General features: G+C 56.1%; 21 protein-coding genes. 8 read left to right on the forward strand and 13 right to left on the reverse strand.

Annotation, left to right across the window (positions count from 1 at the left end):
* Nucleotides 1–7: 7 nt before the first annotated feature.
* From CAMM_RS03955 to CAMM_RS03975, 5 genes are read left to right on the forward strand one after another with little or no spacing between them, the layout of a single operon-like run.
* A complete protein-coding gene (locus CAMM_RS03955) occupies nt 8–685 on the forward strand; it encodes a ComEA family DNA-binding protein (RefSeq protein WP_003849382.1) in 678 nt (225 codons plus the stop codon).
* Nucleotides 686–690: 5 nt separating this feature from the next.
* The gene (locus CAMM_RS03960) at nt 691–2,298 is read left to right on the forward strand and encodes a ComEC/Rec2 family competence protein (RefSeq protein WP_003849379.1); all 1,608 of its coding nucleotides are present in this window, start codon (nt 691–693) and stop codon (nt 2,296–2,298) included.
* Between the two features lie 9 nt (nt 2,299–2,307).
* On the forward strand, nt 2,308–3,279 hold the full coding sequence (holA, locus tag CAMM_RS03965; RefSeq protein ID WP_040356449.1) for a DNA polymerase III subunit delta: 972 nt from the start codon (nt 2,308–2,310) through the stop codon (nt 3,277–3,279).
* Between the two features lie 10 nt (nt 3,280–3,289).
* Nucleotides 3,290–3,676 carry an ankyrin repeat domain-containing protein gene (locus CAMM_RS03970; RefSeq protein WP_003849375.1) on the forward strand — a complete coding sequence of 129 codons (387 nt, stop codon included), beginning with the start codon at nt 3,290–3,292 and terminating at the stop codon, nt 3,674–3,676.
* A complete protein-coding gene (locus CAMM_RS03975) occupies nt 3,673–4,323 on the forward strand; it encodes a LysE family translocator (protein WP_003849373.1) in 651 nt (216 codons plus the stop codon). The genes CAMM_RS03970 and CAMM_RS03975 overlap by 4 nt, the downstream gene beginning before the upstream one ends.
* Here the strand turns inward: CAMM_RS03975 and CAMM_RS03980 are convergent.
* The 4 genes from CAMM_RS03980 to CAMM_RS03995 all read right to left on the reverse strand — a co-directional run bounded on the left by CAMM_RS03980 (nt 4,320) and on the right by CAMM_RS03995 (nt 7,574).
* Nucleotides 4,320–5,642, reverse strand: a complete 1,323-nt coding sequence (locus CAMM_RS03980; protein WP_003849372.1) for a type II restriction enzyme — start codon at nt 5,640–5,642, stop codon at nt 4,320–4,322. The two genes, CAMM_RS03975 and CAMM_RS03980, sit on opposite strands and share 4 nt — an antisense overlap.
* Nucleotides 5,632–6,465, reverse strand: coding sequence for a DNA adenine methylase (locus CAMM_RS03985; RefSeq protein WP_003849370.1), 834 nt, complete (start codon nt 6,463–6,465; stop codon nt 5,632–5,634). Before CAMM_RS03985 ends, CAMM_RS03980 begins: the two co-directional genes overlap by 11 nt.
* 119 nt (nt 6,466–6,584) lie before the next feature.
* Nucleotides 6,585–6,848 (reverse strand): 30S ribosomal protein S20, encoded by a 264-nt coding sequence (gene rpsT / locus CAMM_RS03990; protein ID WP_040356331.1) that lies wholly within the window; start codon nt 6,846–6,848, stop codon nt 6,585–6,587.
* A gap of 189 nt (nt 6,849–7,037) precedes the next feature.
* Nucleotides 7,038–7,574, reverse strand: coding sequence for a type II toxin-antitoxin system PemK/MazF family toxin (locus CAMM_RS03995; RefSeq protein ID WP_171974886.1), 537 nt, complete (start codon nt 7,572–7,574; stop codon nt 7,038–7,040).
* 84 nt (nt 7,575–7,658) lie between these two features.
* Between CAMM_RS03995 and lepA the strand changes: the two genes are divergently transcribed.
* Nucleotides 7,659–9,506 (forward strand): translation elongation factor 4, encoded by a 1,848-nt coding sequence (lepA, locus tag CAMM_RS04000; RefSeq protein ID WP_003849366.1) that lies wholly within the window; start codon nt 7,659–7,661, stop codon nt 9,504–9,506.
* A gap of 21 nt (nt 9,507–9,527) precedes the next feature.
* Entirely contained in the window at nt 9,528–10,970 is a 1,443-nt protein-coding gene (locus CAMM_RS04005; RefSeq protein ID WP_003849364.1) for a M20 metallopeptidase family protein, read from the forward strand.
* Here CAMM_RS04005 and CAMM_RS04010 read toward each other — a convergent pair.
* Both CAMM_RS04010 and CAMM_RS04015 read right to left on the reverse strand, forming a co-directional pair.
* Nucleotides 10,967–12,850: a BCCT family transporter gene (locus tag CAMM_RS04010; RefSeq protein ID WP_050759902.1), complete on the reverse strand. Its 1,884-nt coding sequence runs from the start codon at nt 12,848–12,850 to the stop codon at nt 10,967–10,969. The two genes, CAMM_RS04005 and CAMM_RS04010, sit on opposite strands and share 4 nt — an antisense overlap.
* 109 nt (nt 12,851–12,959) lie before the next feature.
* On the reverse strand, nt 12,960–13,358 hold the full coding sequence (locus tag CAMM_RS04015; protein ID WP_003849361.1) for a hypothetical protein: 399 nt from the start codon (nt 13,356–13,358) through the stop codon (nt 12,960–12,962).
* 125 nt (nt 13,359–13,483) lie between these two features.
* Here CAMM_RS04015 and CAMM_RS12915 point away from each other — a divergent pair, with 125 nt between their 5' ends.
* Nucleotides 13,484–13,630: a hypothetical protein gene (locus CAMM_RS12915; RefSeq protein ID WP_003849359.1), complete on the forward strand. Its 147-nt coding sequence runs from the start codon at nt 13,484–13,486 to the stop codon at nt 13,628–13,630.
* A gap of 9 nt (nt 13,631–13,639) precedes the next feature.
* Here the strand turns inward: CAMM_RS12915 and CAMM_RS04020 are convergent, their stop codons facing one another.
* The 7 genes from CAMM_RS04020 to brnQ all read right to left on the reverse strand — a co-directional run bounded on the left by CAMM_RS04020 (nt 13,640) and on the right by brnQ (nt 22,329).
* Complete coding sequence (locus tag CAMM_RS04020; RefSeq protein WP_003849358.1) at nt 13,640–15,079, reverse strand: ATP-binding cassette domain-containing protein; 1,440 nt, start codon at nt 15,077–15,079, stop codon at nt 13,640–13,642.
* A 2-nt stretch (nt 15,080–15,081) separates the two neighbouring features.
* On the reverse strand, nt 15,082–15,915 hold the full coding sequence (locus CAMM_RS04025; RefSeq protein ID WP_003849357.1) for an ABC transporter permease: 834 nt from the start codon (nt 15,913–15,915) through the stop codon (nt 15,082–15,084).
* The gene (locus tag CAMM_RS04030; RefSeq protein ID WP_003849356.1) at nt 15,912–16,859 is read right to left on the reverse strand and encodes an ABC transporter permease; all 948 of its coding nucleotides are present in this window, start codon (nt 16,857–16,859) and stop codon (nt 15,912–15,914) included. Before CAMM_RS04030 ends, CAMM_RS04025 begins: the two co-directional genes overlap by 4 nt.
* The gene (locus CAMM_RS04035; protein ID WP_003849355.1) at nt 16,856–18,244 is read right to left on the reverse strand and encodes an ABC transporter substrate-binding protein; all 1,389 of its coding nucleotides are present in this window, start codon (nt 18,242–18,244) and stop codon (nt 16,856–16,858) included. The genes CAMM_RS04030 and CAMM_RS04035 overlap by 4 nt, the downstream gene beginning before the upstream one ends.
* Nucleotides 18,245–18,432: 188 nt before the next feature.
* Nucleotides 18,433–19,206: a GntR family transcriptional regulator gene (locus CAMM_RS04040; RefSeq protein WP_003849354.1), complete on the reverse strand. Its 774-nt coding sequence runs from the start codon at nt 19,204–19,206 to the stop codon at nt 18,433–18,435.
* A 578-nt stretch (nt 19,207–19,784) separates the two neighbouring features.
* Nucleotides 19,785–20,825 (reverse strand): LLM class flavin-dependent oxidoreductase, encoded by a 1,041-nt coding sequence (locus tag CAMM_RS04045; protein WP_003849353.1) that lies wholly within the window; start codon nt 20,823–20,825, stop codon nt 19,785–19,787.
* 121 nt (nt 20,826–20,946) lie between these two features.
* Nucleotides 20,947–22,329 carry a branched-chain amino acid transport system II carrier protein gene (gene brnQ / locus CAMM_RS04050; RefSeq protein ID WP_040356327.1) on the reverse strand — a complete coding sequence of 461 codons (1,383 nt, stop codon included), beginning with the start codon at nt 22,327–22,329 and terminating at the stop codon, nt 20,947–20,949.
* Nucleotides 22,330–22,350: the final 21 nt, after the last annotated feature.

The following is a 22,350-nucleotide window of genomic DNA, read 5'->3' on the forward strand; positions in this document are numbered from 1 at the left end:
TCAGGTCATGGCCCGAATTACTGACCGTTTATCTGAACTAACCGCACCCAGCGGCGAAGAACCAATCCTCGATGTTTCTTATCCCACCCCGCGTGTAAAGATTGCTCCGTGGCAAGCCCTTGTGGTTGCTGCGGCAGCAATCATTGCCGTTTTATTGTGGCTAGCCTTTTCTTCCCAACCTGAGCAAGGACAGCTTCCACCTATTGAAGCGGCAGAGCAGACGCAGATAGCCCCCGCTGCCACCTCGGAGGAAGCACTGCCTGCAGAGGTAGTGGTGTCCGTCGTCGGCGCAGTAAAAGAACAAGGCATTTTGCGCCTGCCCCAGGGCTCTCGAATTGCCGATGCTTTAGAAATATCAGGGCTGGCACCTAACGCCGATATCGTGTCCATCAACCATGCACAGTTGCTTGTCGATGGCGAACAGATCTACGTCAGCACGATCGGCGAAGCCCCACCTCCGGATGCTCCGAATGGGGGAACGAGCGCAGATTCTTCACTGATTAACCTCAATTCCGCCACCGCGGCGGAGCTGATGGAATTGCCCGGCGTCGGTGAAGTTACGGCAGAAGCAATCGTGTCTCATCGAGACACTGCCGGCTCTTTTACCTCCGTGGAGCAGCTGTTGAATGTCAGCGGCATTGGGCCCGCGAAGTTTGAAAAACTCCAAGACCAGGTCACCGTCTAAGACTCATGCGTGAGCTGCGCTTGGTGCCCTCGGCCCTCATGGTCTGGGCTGTGACCCTAACGGTGTTATTAGGCCAGCTGCCGCTCGCGGTCATCCTGCTCGTGGGAGTGCTCACGGCGCTTGTCGTGTGCAAACAATTCGGACAGTCCCTCATGGTCTTTGTACTGGGCATCATCTCACTGCTGGTGACCTGGCTGCGCATGCGCCGGGCACCAGAGGAGATAGCGGTGGGCACGGTGACGATGAGTCCCACGGAAACTGAGACCGGTTATCTTGTTCGTCTAAGTGCAGAGAGAAATACCTACCCAGTCTTTGTCGAGGAATTACCAGAGGGCATTGATACTGGCTCGGTCGTGGAAATCGATGCGCGGTGGAGCGATTCTGACCTACCGAGTGTTGCCGGAGTTATTGGCAATGGCGAGGTTGTCTCCTACACGGAGGCCGCAGGAATCGCCGTGCATGTCTCGGCGAACTTTCGCGAAGTTGTTCAAGAGTCCGTGGGTGAGGCGTCCCAAGGTCTTATTCCCGGAATGGTGCTGGGGGATACCTCGCTGCAAGATACCGCCCAGCAAGAACTATTCATTGACACCGGCCTTTCGCACTTATCAGCAGTATCCGGTGCCAATGTTGCCATCGTGCTCACTGCTTTCTTTTTACTGTGCCGCTGGATGAGCCTAGGACCACGCGTACAAGCCGTGGTTGCTGGTCTCGCCCTATGGGGATTTATCATCCTCGTCGGCACCGAACCTTCGGTCCTGCGCGCCGGTGTCGCCGGCGTCGTCGGGTTATTAGCCGTGGTCAATTCCTCACGCGCGGAACCTCTCCATTCCTTGTGCTTAGGGATCATCGGGCTGATTATGTGGGATAGCGATATGGCCGCAAGCTTTGGTTTTGCGCTATCGGCAGCCGCGACCGCATCCATCGTGGTGCTGACCCCGATGCTGCACCGCGTGCTTACGCCCCTAAAGTGGCCCGATATCGTATCCCGCGCATTAGCGGTTGCTATCGCCGCGGACCTAGCCACAATGCCCATTGTCGCGCTGATGGCTGGCGAAGTCTCTTTAGTATCCGTACTGGTCAATGTTCTGGTGGCACCCGCATCCGCACCGATAACCGTGGTGGGACTTATCGCTGCCGGACTGGCACAGCTGCCATTTGATCTCCCGGCAGCGCTGCTATTAAAAGTGGTTGAGCCATTTACCTGGTGGATCTATCACATCGCCGCCGGTGCCCAAGAGCTGCCTATTTCCGTCATTGAAGCCACACCTTGGGCAGTACTGCTTGCCTATGGGTGGATAGTCGCCGGCCTTGTCTGCGGGCACCCACGCAAGACCTTGGGCATCTTGGCGGTGTTGATGGTGTGGGGAGCAACTGACTTCAGCCCCAAGCCTGACCCAGTGGAACTCACCCAGGTGCACACGGTTAATCGCGACGACGACATCGCTGAGGTTCCCGCCGATACTCAGGCCATCGTCGTTCTTGATTCGGCTGGCCAAAAGAGCAGCCGACCTGTTCAAACTCCTGAGGGAATCCCCGTGCTGTATCCCAACCGCGATGGGGAAGTAACCGTGTATTCCGATGGCACCCAGCACGCTGCGGATGGAAGATTTTAGTGTTCTATGATGGTGTGCATGGAACCGGTGCACCTAATTTTGGGCGATGACGAATTTTTGGCAGAACGTGCCCGCAAGTCGATCCAAAAAGCGGTGGCAGAAGAAACAGGCGACCAACCGGAGTTGAAGGTGCTGCGCGCGGCCGAGGTCACCGAATGGGAGATTCTGGAAGCCACCAGCCCGTCGCTGTTTGGTGAAACCCGCGTGATTGTCATCTCTGATACTGAACGTGTGGGATCAGCGTTGATTAAGCTCATCGTGGATGCGGCGAAAGACCCCGCGCCGGGCATGACGATGGTGGTAAATTTCGCGATTTCGCGAAAAAACCTAAAAAACCGCAAGAAGCCACCGGAGCTGGTCGCCAAAATTCAAAAGCTGGCGCAAGTCCATGAAGTCTTCGCGCTTTATGACAATGAGGTCAAGCCGTGGGCAACGCGCGAGTTTGCATCGCACGGCATTCGCCCGACCCCCGATGTCGTCGATGCCCTGCTATCAGGCGTGGGCTCCGACCTACGTTCTTTGGCCGCGGCCATTTCCCAGCTGGTGGCCGATACCGGCGGCGATGTCACGCGGCAAACCGTGCAGCGCTACTACGCCGGGGTTGCGGAAGTAGAAAACTGGGACATCGCGGATGCCGCAGTCGCCGGTCGGGTAGGAGAGGCCGTGGCCACCTGCCGTAGAGCATTGCAGTTGGGCGCAGAACCCGTGGGCATCGCGGCGGCATTAGCCAATAAAGTAGGCGTCATCGCCAGGCTGTATACCGCACGCGGCGATAAATTCTCCCTTGCCAAGCAGTCCGGATTGCATCCGTATGTGGCCGAAAAAACCGCGCCGATTGCGCGTCGGTGGTCGGGAGAAAATATCAGCAAGGCAGCCATTGTGGTTTCTGACCTCGACGGACAGGTGAAAAGCTTAGGGCGTGATGGCGCCGACTATGCCGTCGAGGCAGCCGTTAAAAAAATTGCGGAGCTCGCACGATAAACTAACCTGCATGACTGAAGAAAATAATGAGCAAGAACTCGCAGAGTTCGCCACCAAGCTTTTTGATTTAGCCCGCCACGGTGACCTCACCCTGATTGAGTACATTAAGCAGGGCGTTAGCGTGGACTTGGTCAACCACGATGGCCAGTCTTTTGTCATGCTCGCCGCGTACAACGGGCACCCAGAACTGGTTCAGGCATTGGTGGAGCAAGGCGCCGATGTGAACTTGCTCAATGACCGCAAGCAGTCCCCACTTGCCGGTGCGATCTTTAAAAAAGAAGACGCCGTGATTGATGCGCTCCTCGAAGCGGGAGCCAACCCGAAGGCAGGCACGCCAAATGCCATCGATACTGCCACCATGTTTGGTCGTGAAGATCTCTTAGGTCGCTTCGAGTGAGCGTTTCTTCCCTCGCCACCATCGTGGTGCTCAACCTGTTAGGAGCACTAAGCCCCGGGCCCGACACCATCTTGATCACCAGGTTGGCCACCAAGTCACGCCAGCATGCCCTCGCAGCGGCCACCGGGATTCAGGTCGGGGTATTCATGTGGAATACCCTCACGGTTTTGGGCGCCGCAGCCTTGCTCACGGCATTCCCGCAACTGCTGGGGCTGGTGCAGCTACTTGGCGGCAGCTGGCTGTTATACATGGGTTTTTCCACCTTCAAAGCAGGTTGGCTGTCACGCAATGCCGTGCCCATGTCGTTGGCAGAACAAGAAGCACAATTAGGCCGGCTGCGGCATTCTTTCCGCACAGGCTTAGCGACGAATCTCTCCAACCCCAAGATCGTCTTATTTCTCTCCGCGCTCATCGCGCCGATGCTTCCCGCCAGCCCGTCGCTGGGCGTTGCCATCACGCTGATTTTGGCGATGAGCTTGTCCTGCTACGCGATGTTCATTCTCATCAGCTTCGTGGTATCCACCAAGGCGGTGCGCCGCAAGCTGTTGGCCGCTGGACCCTGGATTGATATCGCCGCGGGAACCTTTTTCATGATTGCCGGCATCGCCTTGGCAGTCACCGGATTCCGGGATATCTTCGGAATTTAGAGTTGTAGCTCTTCGGTCGTCGCGAGCGCCCACACCCACTGCGCCCAGGACAGCACGGTGCCGGCGCGGCGACCAAGGGTGGAGCCGGTAACGCCAACCCCTGAAGCTTCCATAATGGCGCTGATTTCACCGCGGGTAGGAACCTGGTTATCGCGCAGTGCTTTTGCTAGCACCGTATGGAAAACCTCGTGGCGCAGCAGCAACTTAATTAGTGCAATATTGCGCTCATTGCGCTCTTCACCCATGACCTTGGCGCCGAAATCCGTCAGCGACCAGGTGCGGTTGTTATCGGTGATAAGGCCTAAGTATTTCGCAGCGCTGGCGTAATAGTTGGTTTGCCGCGAGGCGAAGTCATAGTTTTCCGTAATCTCCTGCGCGCTCAGTGGAGCTTCCTGCAGCAGCTCACACAGGTTAATGACGCGCGCAAAGCTATCCGCCTGCGGGAAGGGGATCTTCTCCGGCTCCGGTTCAATGGTGGCAGCGTCCACCAATTTCTGGAGCACGTCCAAGGTAATCCGCGATGCCGTGAGCGTATAGCGCGCGGCGTGGGCCAAAGCAATGGATTCTGGGCGCAGCGGATCGGAAAATTCAAAGCGGTACAGGTGGAAAATACCATTGGAATAGACCTGGTAGACCGGTGCCACGGGCTTCGACATGGTCTGGGAAAACCTGCGGTAGGGAAAATACAGCTGGCGGATATTTAAGTCTGCAGACAAATGATTTTTGGCCTCCACCAGGCATAAGAGATCTGAGGATTCTAAGCCGGCATCAATTTCCATCTGCGCCTTGCTGATGTGGAAGCTGCCGCAGGCGAGCTCCACGTCAATTTCTCCCGTAGACATGCGACCGGCAACGGTGGCGTGCAGTTTCTCTGTGCCGAGAAAATCCTCGAGAATGCCCGAGAGGGCAGAGGCATTCAACGCCGCGGATTCAGAGGTGATGCTCGTAGGATGCAGGGACTCAATGCCATCGGGAAAAGGCATGTAGCGGATGGGGCCTAAAGTTTCTTCTGCGGGGAAGTTCTTAAAAAGATCGAATCGGCCCACTAAATATTCTGAGCGTGATAGCGGAAGGATATTTAGTCCGCGCTTGGCAAAGATCCAGGGCCGGGCCGCCGTGGAATCATGCTTGGCCATCAACCGTGGCTCGCGGGAGGAGAGCTCTTTGAGGTCAGTGGCACTGATGCGGAAATAGCCATCCGCATTGGGGCTGCGTTGAGATAACACCCGCAGCCAGCCCAGATCATTGCGGCCAAGCGGTGCGCTGTTAGGCACGTTAAATAATAGGCGAAGTTCTTTTTCGTCCAGGTTAGCGGTCATAATTGCGAACTAATACCTCATCGACTTTGCCGCGTTTAGAGGCCACGGAGTTGATAGCGCGTGAAGCACCCACGATATCCACGTGATAATCAGCATAGAGTTCGCGGATGAAATCCGTGGCGGAATTCGACAACATCCAGTTGATGCCGCGGGCCGAGAGGTCATCGCAAAGCTCTTTGAGCTCTACCTGCTGGGCTCGGCCAAACCCGCCGGCGGCATATCCAACGAAGTTGCTGGTGATATTGACCGGGTCATAGGGCGGATCGAAATACACGAAATCACCAGGGCGCGCGGTCTTCACGGCGTCCTTGAAATCGCCCTGCAGGAAGGTGACGTCATTGTCATTGAGGTAGGCGTGGACCTCGTGCAAAGTTTTAGTATCGCAAATCAGCGGCTTTTTATAACGGCCAAAAGGGGAGTTGAACTGTCCTGCCAGGTTCACGCGGTACAGCCCGTTGTAGCAGGTCTTATTCAAATACACCGTACGGGCAGCGCGCTTGACGGGCGAAAGCTGGGCAAATACCTCGGCATCGCGGTCTAGGGCGCGCAGCTGGTAGAAAAATTCCTCATCATTGGGGTAATCCTGAAGCTCCGCGATGAGCTCTTCCACATTGTCACGAACCACGGCGTAGAGGTTGATGAGCTCAGCGTTGAGATCATTGACCACGGCCTTGTGCGGGGCAAGGGACCACAAAACCGCTCCACCGCCGAAGAAAGGTTCAAAATAGGTGGAGTAGCCCGTTGCCGGTAGGGCAGCGTGAATATGTGGCAGTAGCTGGCGTTTTCCGCCGACCCACTTTACCAAGGGCTTCAGGTTCGTCATCGTTGAATTATCTTAGCCGCACCGCCGGACACACCCGGCATCAGTTCGAACAACATTAGAAAATGCCTAGTGCCCCACACAATTGCTTGCATGGGGCACCAGGGATGCTTTGAAAAAGATTAGTTCATCTTGTTGAAAGCGGCAGCCATACCGGACTTCTTGTTAGCCGCGTTGTTGCGGTGGAAGACGCCCTTGGATACGGACTTGTCCAGTGCGCGGGAAGCCTTACGCAGCTGAGCTTCTGCACCAGCCTTATCGCCAGCCTCCACTAGGGTGCGGAACTTGCGGATTTCGGTGCGAACTGCAGAGCGAACTGCCTTGTTGCGCTGACGTGCCTTCTCGTTGGTGATAGCACGCTTTTGCTTGGACTTAATATTTGCCATGAGAAATACCTCTTGTAAATCGAAAATGATTGGATACTTAACCTCACGTGCACAGCTCCTGATCATTTACAACAGTAAATAATCTTGGCGATTAACGAGCGGACCCAAGGTCCTGACCGCTAGCGCAATCGCGCGCGCGAAGTTAACTAACCTGGATACAGTACCAAGCAGCGCGGCTAAAACCCAAATTTATCCCCAGTGGTATTTCTGGCGCAGCCGGTTCGCAATCCGCTCAAAGCGGCGCTCGGGAAAGAGAATGCCTTTTCGGCGGACTTGTTCTTCCGATACCTCGAGCACGCGGTCTAGACGCACCCAGCATTGGCGGCGCGAATCGTCCCATTCGCCGGAGCCAATTTCCAACCAAGCTTCATCATCGGCATGCGCGGCATTGGGGGAGATTAACAAGCCCAAGACCGTGGAGCGTGTGCGGCCGACTAATAAGATGGCGCGCTCGGTGGGAGGGGAGCTGGGCCCTTGCGTCGGCGCCCAGACCCACACGACTTCCCCGGAATCGGCTTGGCCGTCCATATCGGGGGCAAAGAAGATGGAACGCGCACGGGTTTCGGTGTGCTCCACTCGGATTTTGGCGGGCTTGCGTGGATCAGTCCCGCCGTGGTTGCCATGCATTCCTAACCGGGCGTTGATGCGAGAAAGTCCAAGATCTAAGGGGTCTTTCACCTCAATGCCGGCTACTTTGCGTAAACGGGACACGAAGGTGTTAGTCATATTGTCCATCCTAACTCCTATTTTTAAGCATGTCTTCGGTATGGTTGGTACAAGCTTTCTTTACGTGCATGGAATAGGAATCTTTTGACTAATAATTTTGCCGTTAAAACGTTGACGGATCCCGCCCGGATCCGTAACTTTTGCATCATCGCGCACATTGACCATGGCAAGTCAACGTTGGCAGACCGCATCTTGCAGCTGTCTAACGTGGTTGAAGCCCGCGATATGCGCGATCAGTATCTGGATAACATGGATATTGAGCGCGAACGCGGTATCACCATCAAGGCGCAAAACGTCCGTTTGCCTTGGATTCCTCGCTCTGGTGAATTAAAAGGCGAGGAAATCGTCTTGCAGATGATTGACACCCCAGGCCACGTGGACTTTTCTTATGAGGTCTCCCGCGCCTTGGATGCGTGCGAAGGAGCCATTTTGCTTGTCGATGCCGCGCAGGGCATCGAAGCACAAACCCTGGCCAACCTGTACATGGCGATGGAAAATGACCTGGAAATCATTCCAGTGCTCAACAAGATCGACCTTCCTAATGCGGAGCCAGAAAAGTACGCGCTGGAAATCGCGAATATTATCGGCGTCGAGCCCGAAGAAGTCCTCAAGGTATCGGGCAAAACCGGCGAGGGCGTACCGGAGCTGCTGGATAAAGTCACGGAACTAATTCCTGCACCTAGCAGTGAGGTCGGTGCGGATGCGCCAGCACGCGCGATGATTTTCGACTCGGTGTATGACACCTACCGCGGCGTGGTGACCTACATCCGTATGGTCGACGGCAAATTGGAGCCACGCCAAAAGGTCCGCATGATGAATACCGGTGTCGATCTGGAGATTCTCGAGCTCGGCGTGGTCTCGCCAACTCCCACCCCAGTCAAGGGCTTGGGCCCCGGCGAGGTGGGCTATCTGATTACCGGCGTGAAAGACGTGCGTGAGACCAAGGTGGGCGATACCGTAACCTGGTCGAATAAGGGCGCGGACGAACCACTGACTGGTTACGCCGACCCGAAACCCATGGTCTATTCCGGACTGTTTCCGATCTCGCAGGCAGATTTCCCCGATCTGCGTGAGGCGCTGCAAAAGCTTCAGCTTAACGATGCCTCGTTGACCTTCGAGCCAGAGACCTCAGTGGCTTTGGGCTTTGGTTTCCGCTGTGGTTTCTTGGGCCTGTTGCACATGGAAATTACCCGCGACCGCCTGCAGCGCGAGTTTGATCTGGATCTGATCTCGACTGCGCCTTCGGTTACCTATCGGGTGATTTCCGAAGATGGCTCGGAGAGGATGGTGCACAACCCATCGGACTGGCCAAGCGGCAAGATCCCAGAGGTCTACGAGCCCATCGTCAAGATGACCATCATCGTGCCTGAGGCTTATGTTGGTCCGACCATGGAGTTGTGTCAGTCCAAGCGTGGGCAAATGCAGGGCATGGATTATCTGTCCGAAGACCGCGTGGAGCTGCGCTATGTCATGCCGTTGGGTGAGATTATCTTTGACTTCTTCGACATGTTGAAGTCCCGCACCAAGGGTTATGCCTCGTTGAACTACGAGGAAGCCGGCGAGCAGGAAGCAGACCTGGTCAAGGTCGATATCTTGCTGCAAGGTGAGCCTGTCGATGCCTTCTCGGCCATCGTGCATAAAGACCACGCTGGCCACTACGGCAATAAGATGACCAAGAAGCTGAAAGAACTCATTCCGCGCCAGCAGTTTGAGGTGCCTATCCAAGCAGCGATTGGTTCGAAGATTATTAGCCGTGAAAATATCCGTGCGATGCGCAAGGACGTGCTGTCTAAGTGCTACGGCGGCGATATTTCCCGTAAGCGTAAGCTGCTGGAAAAGCAGAAGGCCGGTAAGAAGCGCATGAAGGCCATTGGTTCGGTCAATGTTCCGCAGGAAGCATTCGTGGCGGCATTGTCCACGGACTCGGAGTAAAAATCGCTAAACTCGGTTGGCATGGAAACACCACCTGGAAATCCTTATGCCACCGAAACGAAACCGCTGCCTGGCCAATTTAAGAAAAAGCGCAAGCTTCCGCGCCAAGGCCAGCAGCTTCCGCCGCTGCCATACGTCGCCTCCACGATTGAGGGACGCAGCTCCGGCGAGGTCTTTCGTGAAGCAGGCTCCGCGATGGTCGAGGAACTCCAAGACCTACGCCGCACCCTGCACCGTTTCCCGGAAATCGGTCTGGAATTGCCGCGGACGCAAAAGGCCGTGCTGGATGCCCTCGACGGCCTGCCGCTAGAAATTACTCTCGGCCAAGACTTAAGTTCGGTCACCGCCGTCATGCGCGGCGGCAAGCGCGGGGAGCGCCCCGTCTCCGTCCTACTGCGCGCCGACATGGATGCCCTAGCGGTGAAAGAGCGCACCGGAAGCCCCTTTGCGTCGACGAATGAATACATGCACGCCTGCGGACATGACTTGCACACCGCAGCCCTCGTGGGCGCGGCACGGATCTTATCGCGCTATCGCGAGGAGATTGCCGGCGATGTCATTTTCATGTTCCAGCCCGGGGAAGAAGGCCCTGGCGGCGCCGACCTCATGATCGATGAAGGCGTATTAGATGTAGCCGGGCGTCGCCCGATCGCTGCCTATGGCTTGCACGTCGGCCCGCAGGATCGCGGCACTTTTCATTATATTAATGGCCCCACCATGGCATCCTCGTCCAATTTGGCGATTACGGTCTATGGCAAAGGCGGACACGGCTCGCGTCCACATGATGCGGTGGACCCGGTGACCTGTTTGGCGGAGATCATTACCGCGCTGCAAACTGCTATCACCCGCCGCTTCGACGCCCTGGAGCCAATTGTGCTCACGGTGACGAATCTGCGCGCCGGCGATGGCGCCTTCAACGCGATTCCCGACCAAGCCGCACTGGGCGCGACCGTGCGCGTGCTGCGTGATGAACAGATTCATGCCGTGCGCCAAGTCATTGGTGAGGTCACTTCTAATATCGCTGCGGCGCACCGTTGTTCCGTCGAGGTGGATTTTGAGATTCTCTATCCGACTACCAAAACCAATGCGCGCGAAAACCAATTTGCCTCCACCGTGTGGGGCGCGCAATTTGGACAAGAGTCCATCCGCCAATTTGAAGCACCGATGATGGCCTCGGAAGACTTTGGTGCAGTTCTTGCCCAGGTACCCGGTTCCTTCTTCTGGCTGGGTACCGCTAATCCTGATACCCCTTATGCGCAGCGCGAATGGAATCACTCTCCGCTGGCGCGGTTTGATGACTCGATTCTCGGCGATCAGGCAGCAGCGCTGGCCGCGATTGCTTTTGAACGTCTAGCGACAGAGGATGAGCACCCGTCCACGATCACAAAAGCTGCCCGTACTGCAGTGCAGACGGGCAGCCCTAGTGCGAAAGCTGGGGACCCAGTAAAGGCTCCGGAGGACTAGTCCTTCTTGTCCTTTTCCTCTTTCTCTTCTTCGTAACCATCGGCCCATTCGCCGGTGTCGAAGTCATAATCGACGTGGTCACCGTCTTCATCGGTGCGCTTGTACCATTCGGTGTAGCGCTCCGACGTGGAGTCGAAATCAGCACCCGCGCCGCGGCCTTCTTCGGCGGGGCTGACGGTGAACTCGAAGTCATCGCCGTGCTCTTCCAAACCGCGAATTACGGCATTCGCCACGGCGGTCTGCGCATAGGTACGGCGGATAAACATGGGGTCCGCGCGTAGGTCTTTCACAAACGCGACCATCATGATCAGCAAGACCACACTGAAGGGCAGCGCCGACAAAATGGTCAGGTTCTGCAGACCCGACAGAATATCTTCGCCACCGGTCAGCAGCATGACAATCGCGATGCCCATCATGCACAGACCCCAGAAGACAACCAGCAGCTTATTCGGCGCTGGGTTGCCCTTCGACGACATGGTGCCCATGACTACCGATGCGGAGTCCGCAGAGGTAATAAAGAAGATGGCCAGCACAATCAGCAGGATAAACGGTGTGATCTGGCCCAGCGGCAGGTTCTGGAACATTGCAAAGAGCACTGCTTCGCCGCCGGATTCACCGTCGAAGCCTTCAACACCCTGCTGGTGGAAGGTAATGGCGGTGCCGCCGAAGACGGTAAACGCCAAGACCAAAATCATGGTCGGTGCGAAGACGGTCACGGCCGTAAATTCACGCAGCGTGCGGCCGCGGGAAATACGTGCCACGAACATGCCCACAAATGGGGTCCAGGCAATCCACCATGCCCAGTAGAAGGCAGTCCAGATGGATTGGAACTCGATGGTTTCATCGCCCCATGACAGTGACTTGGCCATCATCGGCAAGAGCTCGTCGATGTAGGTCAAGATGCCGGAAGGAACCAAGTTGAGTAGCAACAAGGTTGGTCCCACCGCGAAGACGAAGAAAATGAACGCCAGCGTGAGCGAAATGTTGATATTCGACAGGTAGCGAATACCGCGCGCGACACCGGAGACTGCGGAAATGATAAAGCCAATGCCGAGTACCGCGATGATGATGACCAGCGTGGTGTTGGTCGCAGGTCCTGCGCCGGAGACGATTTCCACGCCCTCGCCAATCTGGACAGCGGAGACACCCAAGGTAGCTGCAGTACCAAAGAGCGTGGCAATTAGCGCGAGGATGTCAATCAATTTGCCCAAAGGACCATCGGTGTCTTTGGAGCCAAATAGTGGCTTGAAGATCGAGGAGATCAAAGTGACGCGGCCGCGGCGGTACGAGGAGTACGCGATGGCGGCGCCCACAAGCGCATACGCTGCCCATGGGGACATGCCCCAGTGGAAGTGTGCTTGCGCCATGGCCTGGTGCAAGGCTTCCACGGAGCTGCCTTCGACGGTGTGTGGTGGGGGAGTGATGTAATACGCGAGTGGCTCGGACGGGCCGTAGAAGAACAGACCCACGCCGATGCCTGCGCCGAACATCATGGCAACCCAGGAGAAGCGGCTAAATTCCGGCTCCTCGTCATCTTTACCGAGTTTGATGCGGCCGAGCTTAGAAAAGCCAACGTAGGCCATGACGATGATCGCCATGATCATCGTAAAGTTCAACAGCCAGCCGGCATTGGTAATAGCCCAACCAAAAGCGGTGGATGAGGCGGCTGAGACTTGATCGGGGCGCGTGACGCCCCAGATGATGAAGCCGACAATCAGCACCGCGGTGACGGAGAAGATAACGCGATCAATACCGAAACGGTTGCGCTGTTCTTCGACGGGAATACCCGGGACAAGGCCTGGGTGCATGTCATGGGGATAAATTCCGACGGTCGTTCTCCGACCGCCGGTACTTGGAGGTTGCGATGCTTTATCGCTCATAAAGATCCTTAGAAGATCGATTACAAAAATAACAAAATTATTGAGGCCTGCCTATTATTCCGGTATTCCCTGAGTAGGGCAATTTTTACGCCCAAGTGTGGGAGAACAGTCACCGCGCCCGCGCCGCGATGGCTATCACTGCCACGGCGATAATCTCCAGCATGATGACCAACAAGCTGACTCCTTGCCAGTAGCCGGAATAGACTTTGAGCGAGTACCAGAGCAGCTGCGCGTCGGAGAATTTTATGCTCGTGGCAAGCGGTACCCAGAGGTACTTGGATGCGATAGAAACCATGGATAGCACCGCTAGGGAGATTCGCTGTGTTTTAGTGCCGGTACCGAGTGCCGTCATGATGGCGGCGGCAATGAGCCCTAACACCCCGAGTGCTAACAGAATGAGCAGGATGGGAGTCTGCGTGGATAGGGCAGAGCCGAGCTGTAAGAATTCGTGATCGATGAGGTGCTGTTCACTTAGGCTATAGCCATCTAAGACGGTATCAGTGGGCATAACTTGATAGTAGAACGATTCGCAAGTTTGTGGGATACTATGGGCTAGGAAAATTCCATCGATGTAAGCTATGCTGGTGTGTCGAACTTTGTCGTATTGCTCGACGTGAAAGTGGGTCTACGCTCATGAACTTCTTTAATCACCGTGCCTCGTCGCAAGAGCGAACCCAGGCTTCGGAGATGGCTTCCTTGGAAGAAGCCTTTGCTGTCTTCGAATACGAAGAAGAGCACTTGCTCGATGGGTCGTACTTATTGGATGTGTACTCGAGCTAAACCACAGCGCTAGACCACAGACAACAATGTCTGGGTGTAGCTGTACTGCGGGTTCTGCCAAATATCTGCGGTAGCGCCCTGTTCAATAATTTCTCCCTCGTGCATGACGGCGACATGCGTGCACAATTGCCGCACCACGCCAAGGTCATGGGAGATAAACAACAATGTAAAGCCGAATTCCTCCACCAGCTGGTTTAACAGCTCAAGGATTTGCGCGCGTACGGAAACATCGAGGGCGGAGACGGCCTCATCGGCAAGCAAAATATCTGGCTGGCCAATGATCGCGCGCGCAATGGAAATGCGCTGGCGCTGCCCACCGGAAAACTCATGCGGATAGCGCGAGGCATGCTCGGGCTTCAGACCAACGGCACGCAGCACCTCGGCGACCTTGGCCGTGGCTCCATTTTTATCGGGCAAGCCCTCGGCGATAATTTTGCCCACGGACATGCGCGGATCGAGTGAGCCTTGTGGGTCTTGAAAGACCATTTGGACAGAACCAGCCACGTCGATATCGCCCGAGGTCGGCGCGGTCAGCCCCGCGATCATTTTGATCAGCGTGCTTTTACCTGAGCCGGATCCGCCGACCAAACCCCAGCGGCTACCGCGTGGAATGGAGACAGAGACCTTGTTGACGGCGGTTTTGGCGCCGTAGACCTTGCTGACATCATCCACGCGTATCGCCACTTCGGTGGCTGGGGCATCATCGGTAGTCGCAGCACCAAGTTCACACGCGGCGATGAGTTCTTGGGTATACGCATGCTGGGGGTTCTGCAAAATCTCGGCGGTGGTGCCGGATTCGACGATTTTTCCGGCGCGCAGCACCACGGTATGGGTGCACATGCGCTTGACCACATCGAGGTCGTGGGTAATAAATAACAAGGACAGACCACGGGTGGCAACAAGCTTTTCGATGAGCGCGAGAATCTCTGCCTGCGTTGTCACATCGAGTGCGGTGGTGGGCTCATCACAAATGAGCAGATCTGGGTCTTGAGCGAGTGCCATGGCAATCATGATGCGCTGGCGCTGCCCACCCGATAATTGGTGCGGGTAGCGGTTAGCAAACGACGAATCGAGCCCGACTTCTTCCAACAGGCGAGTAGTGCGTGTGGACGACGCGGGAATCTGCTTCGCAATTTTCATTAGCGGGTCCAGCGCGCTCATGGGCTCTTGGAAGATCATGGCAATCTTCGACCCGCGCAGCTTGCGCATCTGCCGGTCAGGCAGGCCTAAAATCTGCTGCTCGGCAAAAGTAATCGAGCCCTGGGCCTGAACGCCGTGGGGCAAAAGGCCCATGATCGAAAGTGCCGTCAGTGATTTTCCGGATCCGGATTCACCAATCAGCCCAACGCGGCCGCCGCGGGGAATCTCCACCGAGATATTGTCCACCAAGGTGGTGGACTCCGTGGTGACCTGAAGATTGGAGATCTGCAAAAGGGGTGCATCAGCCATGATCAATTCCTTGTGGTGTGATGGCGCGGATCTAAAACGTCGCGGAGGGCATCGCCAAGCAAATTAAAGCCTAAAACCGTCAGCGCGATTGCTAGACCTGGCCACAACGTCAAGCTAGGTTGGACGGTGAGCAGCGATTGAGCATCTTGGAGCATGCGACCCCAGGATGCGGCCGGGGGAGCGGTTCCCAAACCGAGGTAGCTCAGCGCAGCCTCGGCCAAGATGGCGAGCGCAAAGTAAACGGAAGCTTGCACAATGGCCAGGCCGGAAATATTGGGAAAGACGTGGCGAAGAGCAATGCCCAACTCCGATACTTTGGACACCCGTGCTGCGGCGATGAAGTCCTGGGACATGACCTGCAAGGTGCCTGAACGGGCGACGCGTGCGAAAGAGGGAATTCCTGCGACACCGATGGCGATCATCGCGGTCAGCGTGGACGGGCCCCACACGGCACCAGCGATAATAGCGAGCAGCAGCGCGGGGAAGGCGAGCAGCAAGTCGGCGGTGCGCATGACTAGTGAATCGAGGAACGTGCCGCGGCGCATGCCGGCGGCAATACCCAGCGGGATGCCGACAAGGGCAGAGATAGCAACGGCGATGATGCCGACAAAGAGCGTCATCTGCGCGCCGACCATCAGACGTGAGAGCACGTCGCGGCCAAAGCGGTCGGTGCCCAGCAGGTGCTCAGCGCTACTGCCTTGCAGGCGCTCGGCCGGCATGGCCAATAGCGGGTCATAGGGAGTCCACACCAAAGACAGCAGGGCGATAACAATGGTGGCGCCGACGATGAGAAGGCCTAGCCACCCGCTAGGCGAAAGACGTCGCAGCAAACTCATGATTGTGCTCCTTCGCGCAGGCGGGGATCAATAATGCGGTAGGCGGCATCCGTGAGCGCATTAATTGTTAGGGTAAACGCCACCAGCAGCATGACCAAGGATTGGACGGTGGTGACATCGCGGACGGAGACGGCATCGAGAAGCATGGTGCCGAGGCCAGGAATGACAAAGACTGCTTCGATGACCACGGCGCCGACAATGAGCGTGGTAAATTGCACGCCCGCTACCGTCAACACCGGCAGGGCAGCGTTGCGCAGTCCGTGCCGCCACAGCGCCTGGCCGGGAGATTGGCCCAGGGCACGGGCGGTGCGCATGAAGTCTTGGTTAAGAACATCCAAAATCGCCGAGCGCACATAGCGGCTTAAAATTGCACCTTGAACCAAGGCTAGAGCAATCACGGGCAGGATCAAGTGCGAGAGGAAAGCGCCGAACCCCTGATTCGGCGGCGACCAGCCATTGGCCGGCAACCAGCCCAAACTAAGCGCGAAGAACGCGGTTAAACCAATGCCGACGAGGAAGCTGGGAATAGCAATGCCCAGCTGGGTGATAGCGGCAACGATGGAAGCATCGATATGCCGCGAGCGACGCGCGGTCCACATGCCAATGGGAATGGCGATGACCAACGCCAAAAGCAACGCCGCCACCACGAGGATGAGCGAGACCTGCGCGCGGTCGAGCACCTGCGCCGTGATGTCTTGTTGCGAAGACAGCGAGGTCCCGAAATCACCGGTGAGCAACCCTCCCATCCAATCGCCGTATTGCACCAGCAGCGGGCGGTCGAGTCCCATCGCGGTGGTTAGCTCCGCCACGGACTCATCGGTGGCGTTGACACCCAAAGCCACGCGCGCCGGGTTGCCGGGCACTGCGCGCATGAGCAAAAAGATCAGAATAGATGCGGTAAAAAGCGTAAGCACATAGCGAAGAAGTACCTTTAGGATTGTCATGAGGCATCCTCCGCGTTGAGACTGCGCAATACCACGGCGTCAGTAACCGCATTGACCTGTAGGCCAGAAATGCCAGGGTCAGAGATGACGATATTGGGCATGTTCATCAAGGTCAGCGCCGCAGCATCATCCATGATGACGTCCACGGCCTCTTTCATCAGCTCGTGGTAACGCTCCGGGGAATCCGCGGCATCCGCAGCGGCTAATAGCTCTTGGGTCTGCGCGGAATCATAGCCCAAGTAATACTCGGGGTTTCCAAAAAGCACCGGGATATCGTGTGGTTCCACGTGCGAGATCAAAGACATCTGATAATCCTGCGCGCCCATGACCTGGCCCAGCCACACCGCGGGGAATTCTGCCGATTCCAAGGTGACATCAAAGCCAATCTCCGTCAGCTGGGAATACAAAAGCTCCGAAGCAATTTGGGCATAGGGCACCGTGGGCAGCGTCAAGGTCAGGTCAGTTCCGACAGCACCCGCTTCTTCCATCAGCTGCTGTGCCTTGGCGGGATCGAACTCGTAGAAGTTCTTCTCACTAAACCACGGGTCAGTCGGCGGCACAGGTTGCCCCCCGGTATCTTCGGAGAGGCCTTCCCAGACCACGTCATTAATCGCCTCGCGGTCAACGCCATAAGAGACTGCTTGGCGGACCTTAGGGTCATCGAAAGGCGCTGCGTTATTGTTCATCGACAGCAAAATTTCGCCGTTGGTGGTGCCCACCTCGACGTCGAAATCTTCCGGCAGGGTGTTCAGCAGCTCCGGAGTTTGCATGCCCCAGACCACATCAACTTGGCCGGCCTGCAAGGCATTAATCGAGCTTAAAGCATCCGGATAATAAGAAATGGTCACGGGCGAGTCGGCATGCTCGCCCCAGTAATTGGTATTGGGCTCGAGCGCGATAAATTCACCCGTGGCAAATCGCCCAAGTTCATAGGGACCCGTGCCTACGGGTTCTGTTGCTAGCTTGTCGATGCCCCCAGGCGTCATCATCGCCCCAATCGCCGTAGACATATTCCACAACCAAGACTGCGATGGTTGGCTAAGCGTTACTTCTAAGGTGTAGTCATCGATGACTTCGGCCGATTCGACCGGTTCCATCTGTGCAGCGATGCCATTCGACCACTCATTTTGGACGTAGTCGATGGAAAATTTCGCGGTCTCGGCGGTGAATTTATCTCCGTTGGAAAATTCCACATCATCGCGCAGGTGGAAAGTATAGGTCGTGGCATCCTCGGAGGTATCCCACGAACTAGCTAAGCGGGGGATGATATCGCCGGACTCTGGGTCGATGGTCACCAGCGTTTCATAGACATTGTCCATGAGTGCCGCCGGAATTGCGGCACCACCGGTGGTTGTGAAATCCAACGAGGTGGCAGCCGAGGTCATCGCAATGGTAATTGCTGCGGCATCTGAGTCTTGTGGATTGACAACAGCAGTATGCCCCGCTGCGCATCCAGTCAAAACAGTGGCTGTTATCAGCGCGCAGGCGGGGAGATGTAGAAGCCGTCGCAGACTTCTAGTGGGCGATCTCATATAGGCAGAGTAACGAATGCCTGAGAAAAAGTGGAATCTACCTAGCTCGTAAAGCGCTGGGAATGACGCATGGAAAGATTCAGCGGTGATGGCGTGCCCGCGATGTAGTTATAAGTAATGGTCAAGCCTTCAAAAATGTGCAGCATTTCCGTGTACTCAATCGGGGTGCCATTATGATCTGAAAGCAACAACTTGGACATCATCGCCAAGGCGCCTGGCTCAATGTCTAAAAGCTGAGCCTCTTCTTCGCTGACTGCTTGACCGAACATTTCGCGGCGGCCGTGATCTAGGCCGATCCCGACATCGCGAAGCTTCGCGTGCAAGGAGCCCTGATCGGGATCCATATACAACACGTGCTTGCCCACTGGGAGAGTGAAGTAGCTGCGCTCAATAGCAATCGGGCTGCCATTGGCGTAACGAACACGGTGTAGGTAGACAACCGGGTCTTCTTCGTTAATAGTCAGCATTTTGGCGACTTCCGCCGGAGCGGGGCAGCGCGCCATCCACAAGGTCTTGGAACTAGGTTCCCAACCGTTGGATTCAATCCAATCGTGGTTGGAAATAAAAGTTTCAAAAGTTTCGGTCTTCTCGTGCGGCAGGACTACCGAACGCCGTCCGCGACCCGAGGAAATGACGCCTTCTGTGCGCAAGGACGCTAATGCTTGCCGGACGGGTCCGCGCGAGGTATCGAACTCCTCGCAGAGTTCGGCTTCCGATGGCAACAGGCTACCCGCTGGTATCTCACCCGACAGAATTTTATTTCGTAGGTGTTCGGCAATTTTGATGTGCTGCTGAGGCGCACGGCGGGCGGACATCGAAAGTGGCTCCTCTAATAGTTTTCGGGGCCTGACCTAATTAGGCAGGGTTTAGGATTTCGCAAATAGGTAAATCGACTTTCCGCAGAAAGTCGTCACCAATAGCTTATGTGGCAGTGTGTAATAAAAAATGCGTTTGCTATAGAAACAGTGCAAAGCTACTCCCGTGACACGGCAGTTATCACGAGAAAACTGTTTAGCTAAAAACGCTGATAAGTAAGTTTTTCGGCTGTATAGATAGTACTTCTCCAGATGGCAGTTTAGAGTTGTGAAGATATATACATAGAAGTCGACGATGCTGAGATCGTCACCTCACTACCTTATCGGAACTCCAACACAACTTTGGAAGCAGGGTGTAGATTCCCACAGCCTTTGACAACTGGGTACACCCACCGGCGCTGACTACAATCTATTTTATTTATTTCAATGTCTGGAACATGCCTGTTCGCTGGCAATTTCTTAACGATTGAAATTCCTGCTGGGTAGAAAACTTACGCCCCATCCCACTTCGTTTTCCTTGCCCCCATTAAACGAAGTGGGGTGGGGCGATAAGTGTTGACTTTTCGCGTGGAAAGTTTCTAGTTGCTGCCTGGACGGCCAGCAGTACGAGCTGGATCCAGCTCCCATGCGCGCGCCAAAATATCGAGACCCTCCAAGGTGGTCTCACGGGATGTGGCCTGAACAGAAATCATGAGCTCGTCGGCGCTGGCGAGCTCCTGGAAGTGCGTGAGGTATTCACGGATGTGCTCTTCGGTACCAATAGCGGAGTAGCTGAGCATATCCAGAATCTGCTGTCCCTGTGGGGATGCGACGATTTGTTCTACCTGCTCATCGGTGAGGTAGCGGCCGCGGCCGACCATGCTGCGCACGCGGTTGAAGCAGACCTGTTCAAAGAGCTCATCGGCTGCTTCCTTTGTCTTGGCGCCGGTGACGTTGACGCCAGCGATGACATAAGGCTCGGCGAGTACCTCAGAGGGCTGGAAATTCTCGCGGTAGTAGCGGGTTGCCTGCTCCAAGTGCGTCGGCGCGAAGTGGGAGGCAAAGGCATAAGGCAGGCCGTACTTTGCGGCTAAGGAGGCGCCAAACATCGAGGAGCCTAGAATGTACAGCGGGACATTGGTGCCAGCACCTGGAACCGCCTGCACGCCAGGGATAGGAGACTTATCCGCCAAATACGCCTGCAACTCACGAACATCGTCGGGGAATTGCTCCGCGGCGTTGAAGTCGCGCCGCAGTGCACGACCGAGGGTTTGTGCGTCTGTACCTGGCGCGCGGCCTAGGCCCAGATCAATGCGGTCTGGGTACATCTCTTCCAAGGTGCCGAACTGTTCAGCGATGACATATGGCGCGTGGTTGGGCAGCATGACTCCGCCGGCACCCAAGCGAATGGAGTTGGTCTTAGCGCCGATGTGCGCAATCAGCACGGCAGGGCTAGAGGAGCTGATCGATGGCATATTGTGGTGCTCGGTGTACCAGATGCGGGAATAACCTAATTCCTCTGCGCGTTGCGCGAGATCCACCGAGTGCTCGATGGATGCTTGTGGAGTTTCACCCTCGTAGATGGTGCAAAAATCCAGGACAGATAGGTGTGCGCGCGACGTGCTAGTCGGTTCGGTCATTTAAAATCTTCTCCAACAAATATTTTCGAGGGGACAAAAACAAATTCTCCTGCCCACGCTATCTGGAAATACCTTTCCAGGCTGCGGGGCAGGAGAATAAAGCCTTGTAAGCGTTTAAGTTCTAGTCAGAATACGGGGCCTTGTGCTCCTCGCGTCGTGAGCTTTTCGTGACGATGTCAATGATGACACCGATAAGCAGCACGATAAACGTGGGAGCAATCCAGCCTAGGTCCAAATCCTGACCCGGCGATAGGTTCAACACTGGCTCGAGGATATTTGTTCCCCAGCCCTGGGCTGCAATGGTTGTCAGGGCGGACCAGACAACGGATGCCCACAGAGCGAGACGGTAAGTCCAGTAGAATCCGACGACTTTGCGCACCAGAGGTTGTACCAAGGTGAGCACAATCAAGGTGATTGCGGGTGGGTACAAGAAGGTAATGAACGGTACTGCCACGGCCATAACCGCATCGAGGCCACGGAATGCGATCGCGATGGACAAGACCGTGAAGATGATCGCCCAGGTGTGGTAGTTCAGTTTCGGAACCAAAGTGTTGAAAAACGCCGAGGTGGCAGAAATCAGACCGACCGCGGTGGTCAAGCACGCCAAGATGACGATCAAGGAAAAGATGGTCTGACCTGGGGTGCCCATGGTGAGGTTGGCGGAGTCCGCCAGCAGCTGCGCGCCGGAGTCATATGACTGACCATTCGGAACGGTCTGCGCCATGTAGCCCAGGCCTAGGTAGATGGCAGCCAGCAGGATGCCGGCGATAATCCCGGTGATAATGGTCGAGCGGATCAAGGTACCGCCGCTGCCAAAACCTTTGGCACGCAGGGAACCAATGATGACGATACCGAAGGCCAAACCGGCGATGGCGTCCATGGTGTTGTAGCCCTCAAAGAGGCCAGTGACCGTGGGGCTAGAGGCGTATTCTTCCGTCGGTACGCCAGGGATGCGCTCATAGTTGAAGATTGCCAGTGAGATCAACGCGATCAGCAGGATGACCAGCGCTGGGGTTAAAAAGCGTCCCAGGATGTCAATGACGGAGTTTTGCTTCCAGGACAGCAGGAGGGCAATGCCGAAGAAGATGACATTGAAAATGCCATTGGCCGCTGTGCCTTCCCAACCAACTAACGGGGTCACCGCAGTTTCCATGGCAACGGCACCAGTACGCGGTAGCGCGTAGAAAGCACCGATGGACAGGTATGCCATGACGGAAAAAATGACACCGAATAAGGCGCCGCCGCGAGAAGCCAAGTCACGCACGCTATAACCCGAGATGGCAATTGCCACAATGGCTGCTACTGGTAGCAGCACACCGGCGATGAGGAAGCCGATGATTGCAGGCCAGAAGTTGGTACCGGAGCTTACGCCCACCATCGGTGGGAAAATAAGGTTACCGGCACCAAAGAACATCGAAAACAGGGTTAACGAGGCAATGCCGATGGTAAGCAACGGCGAAGGCATCTTAGACTTCGCGGCTGGAGACGCGACGGTATCAGACATTAAAGTGCCCGTCCTTTGGGT

Source organism: Corynebacterium ammoniagenes DSM 20306 (assembly GCF_001941425.1).
In the GTDB taxonomy this organism is placed as follows: domain Bacteria; phylum Actinomycetota; class Actinomycetes; order Mycobacteriales; family Mycobacteriaceae; genus Corynebacterium; species Corynebacterium ammoniagenes.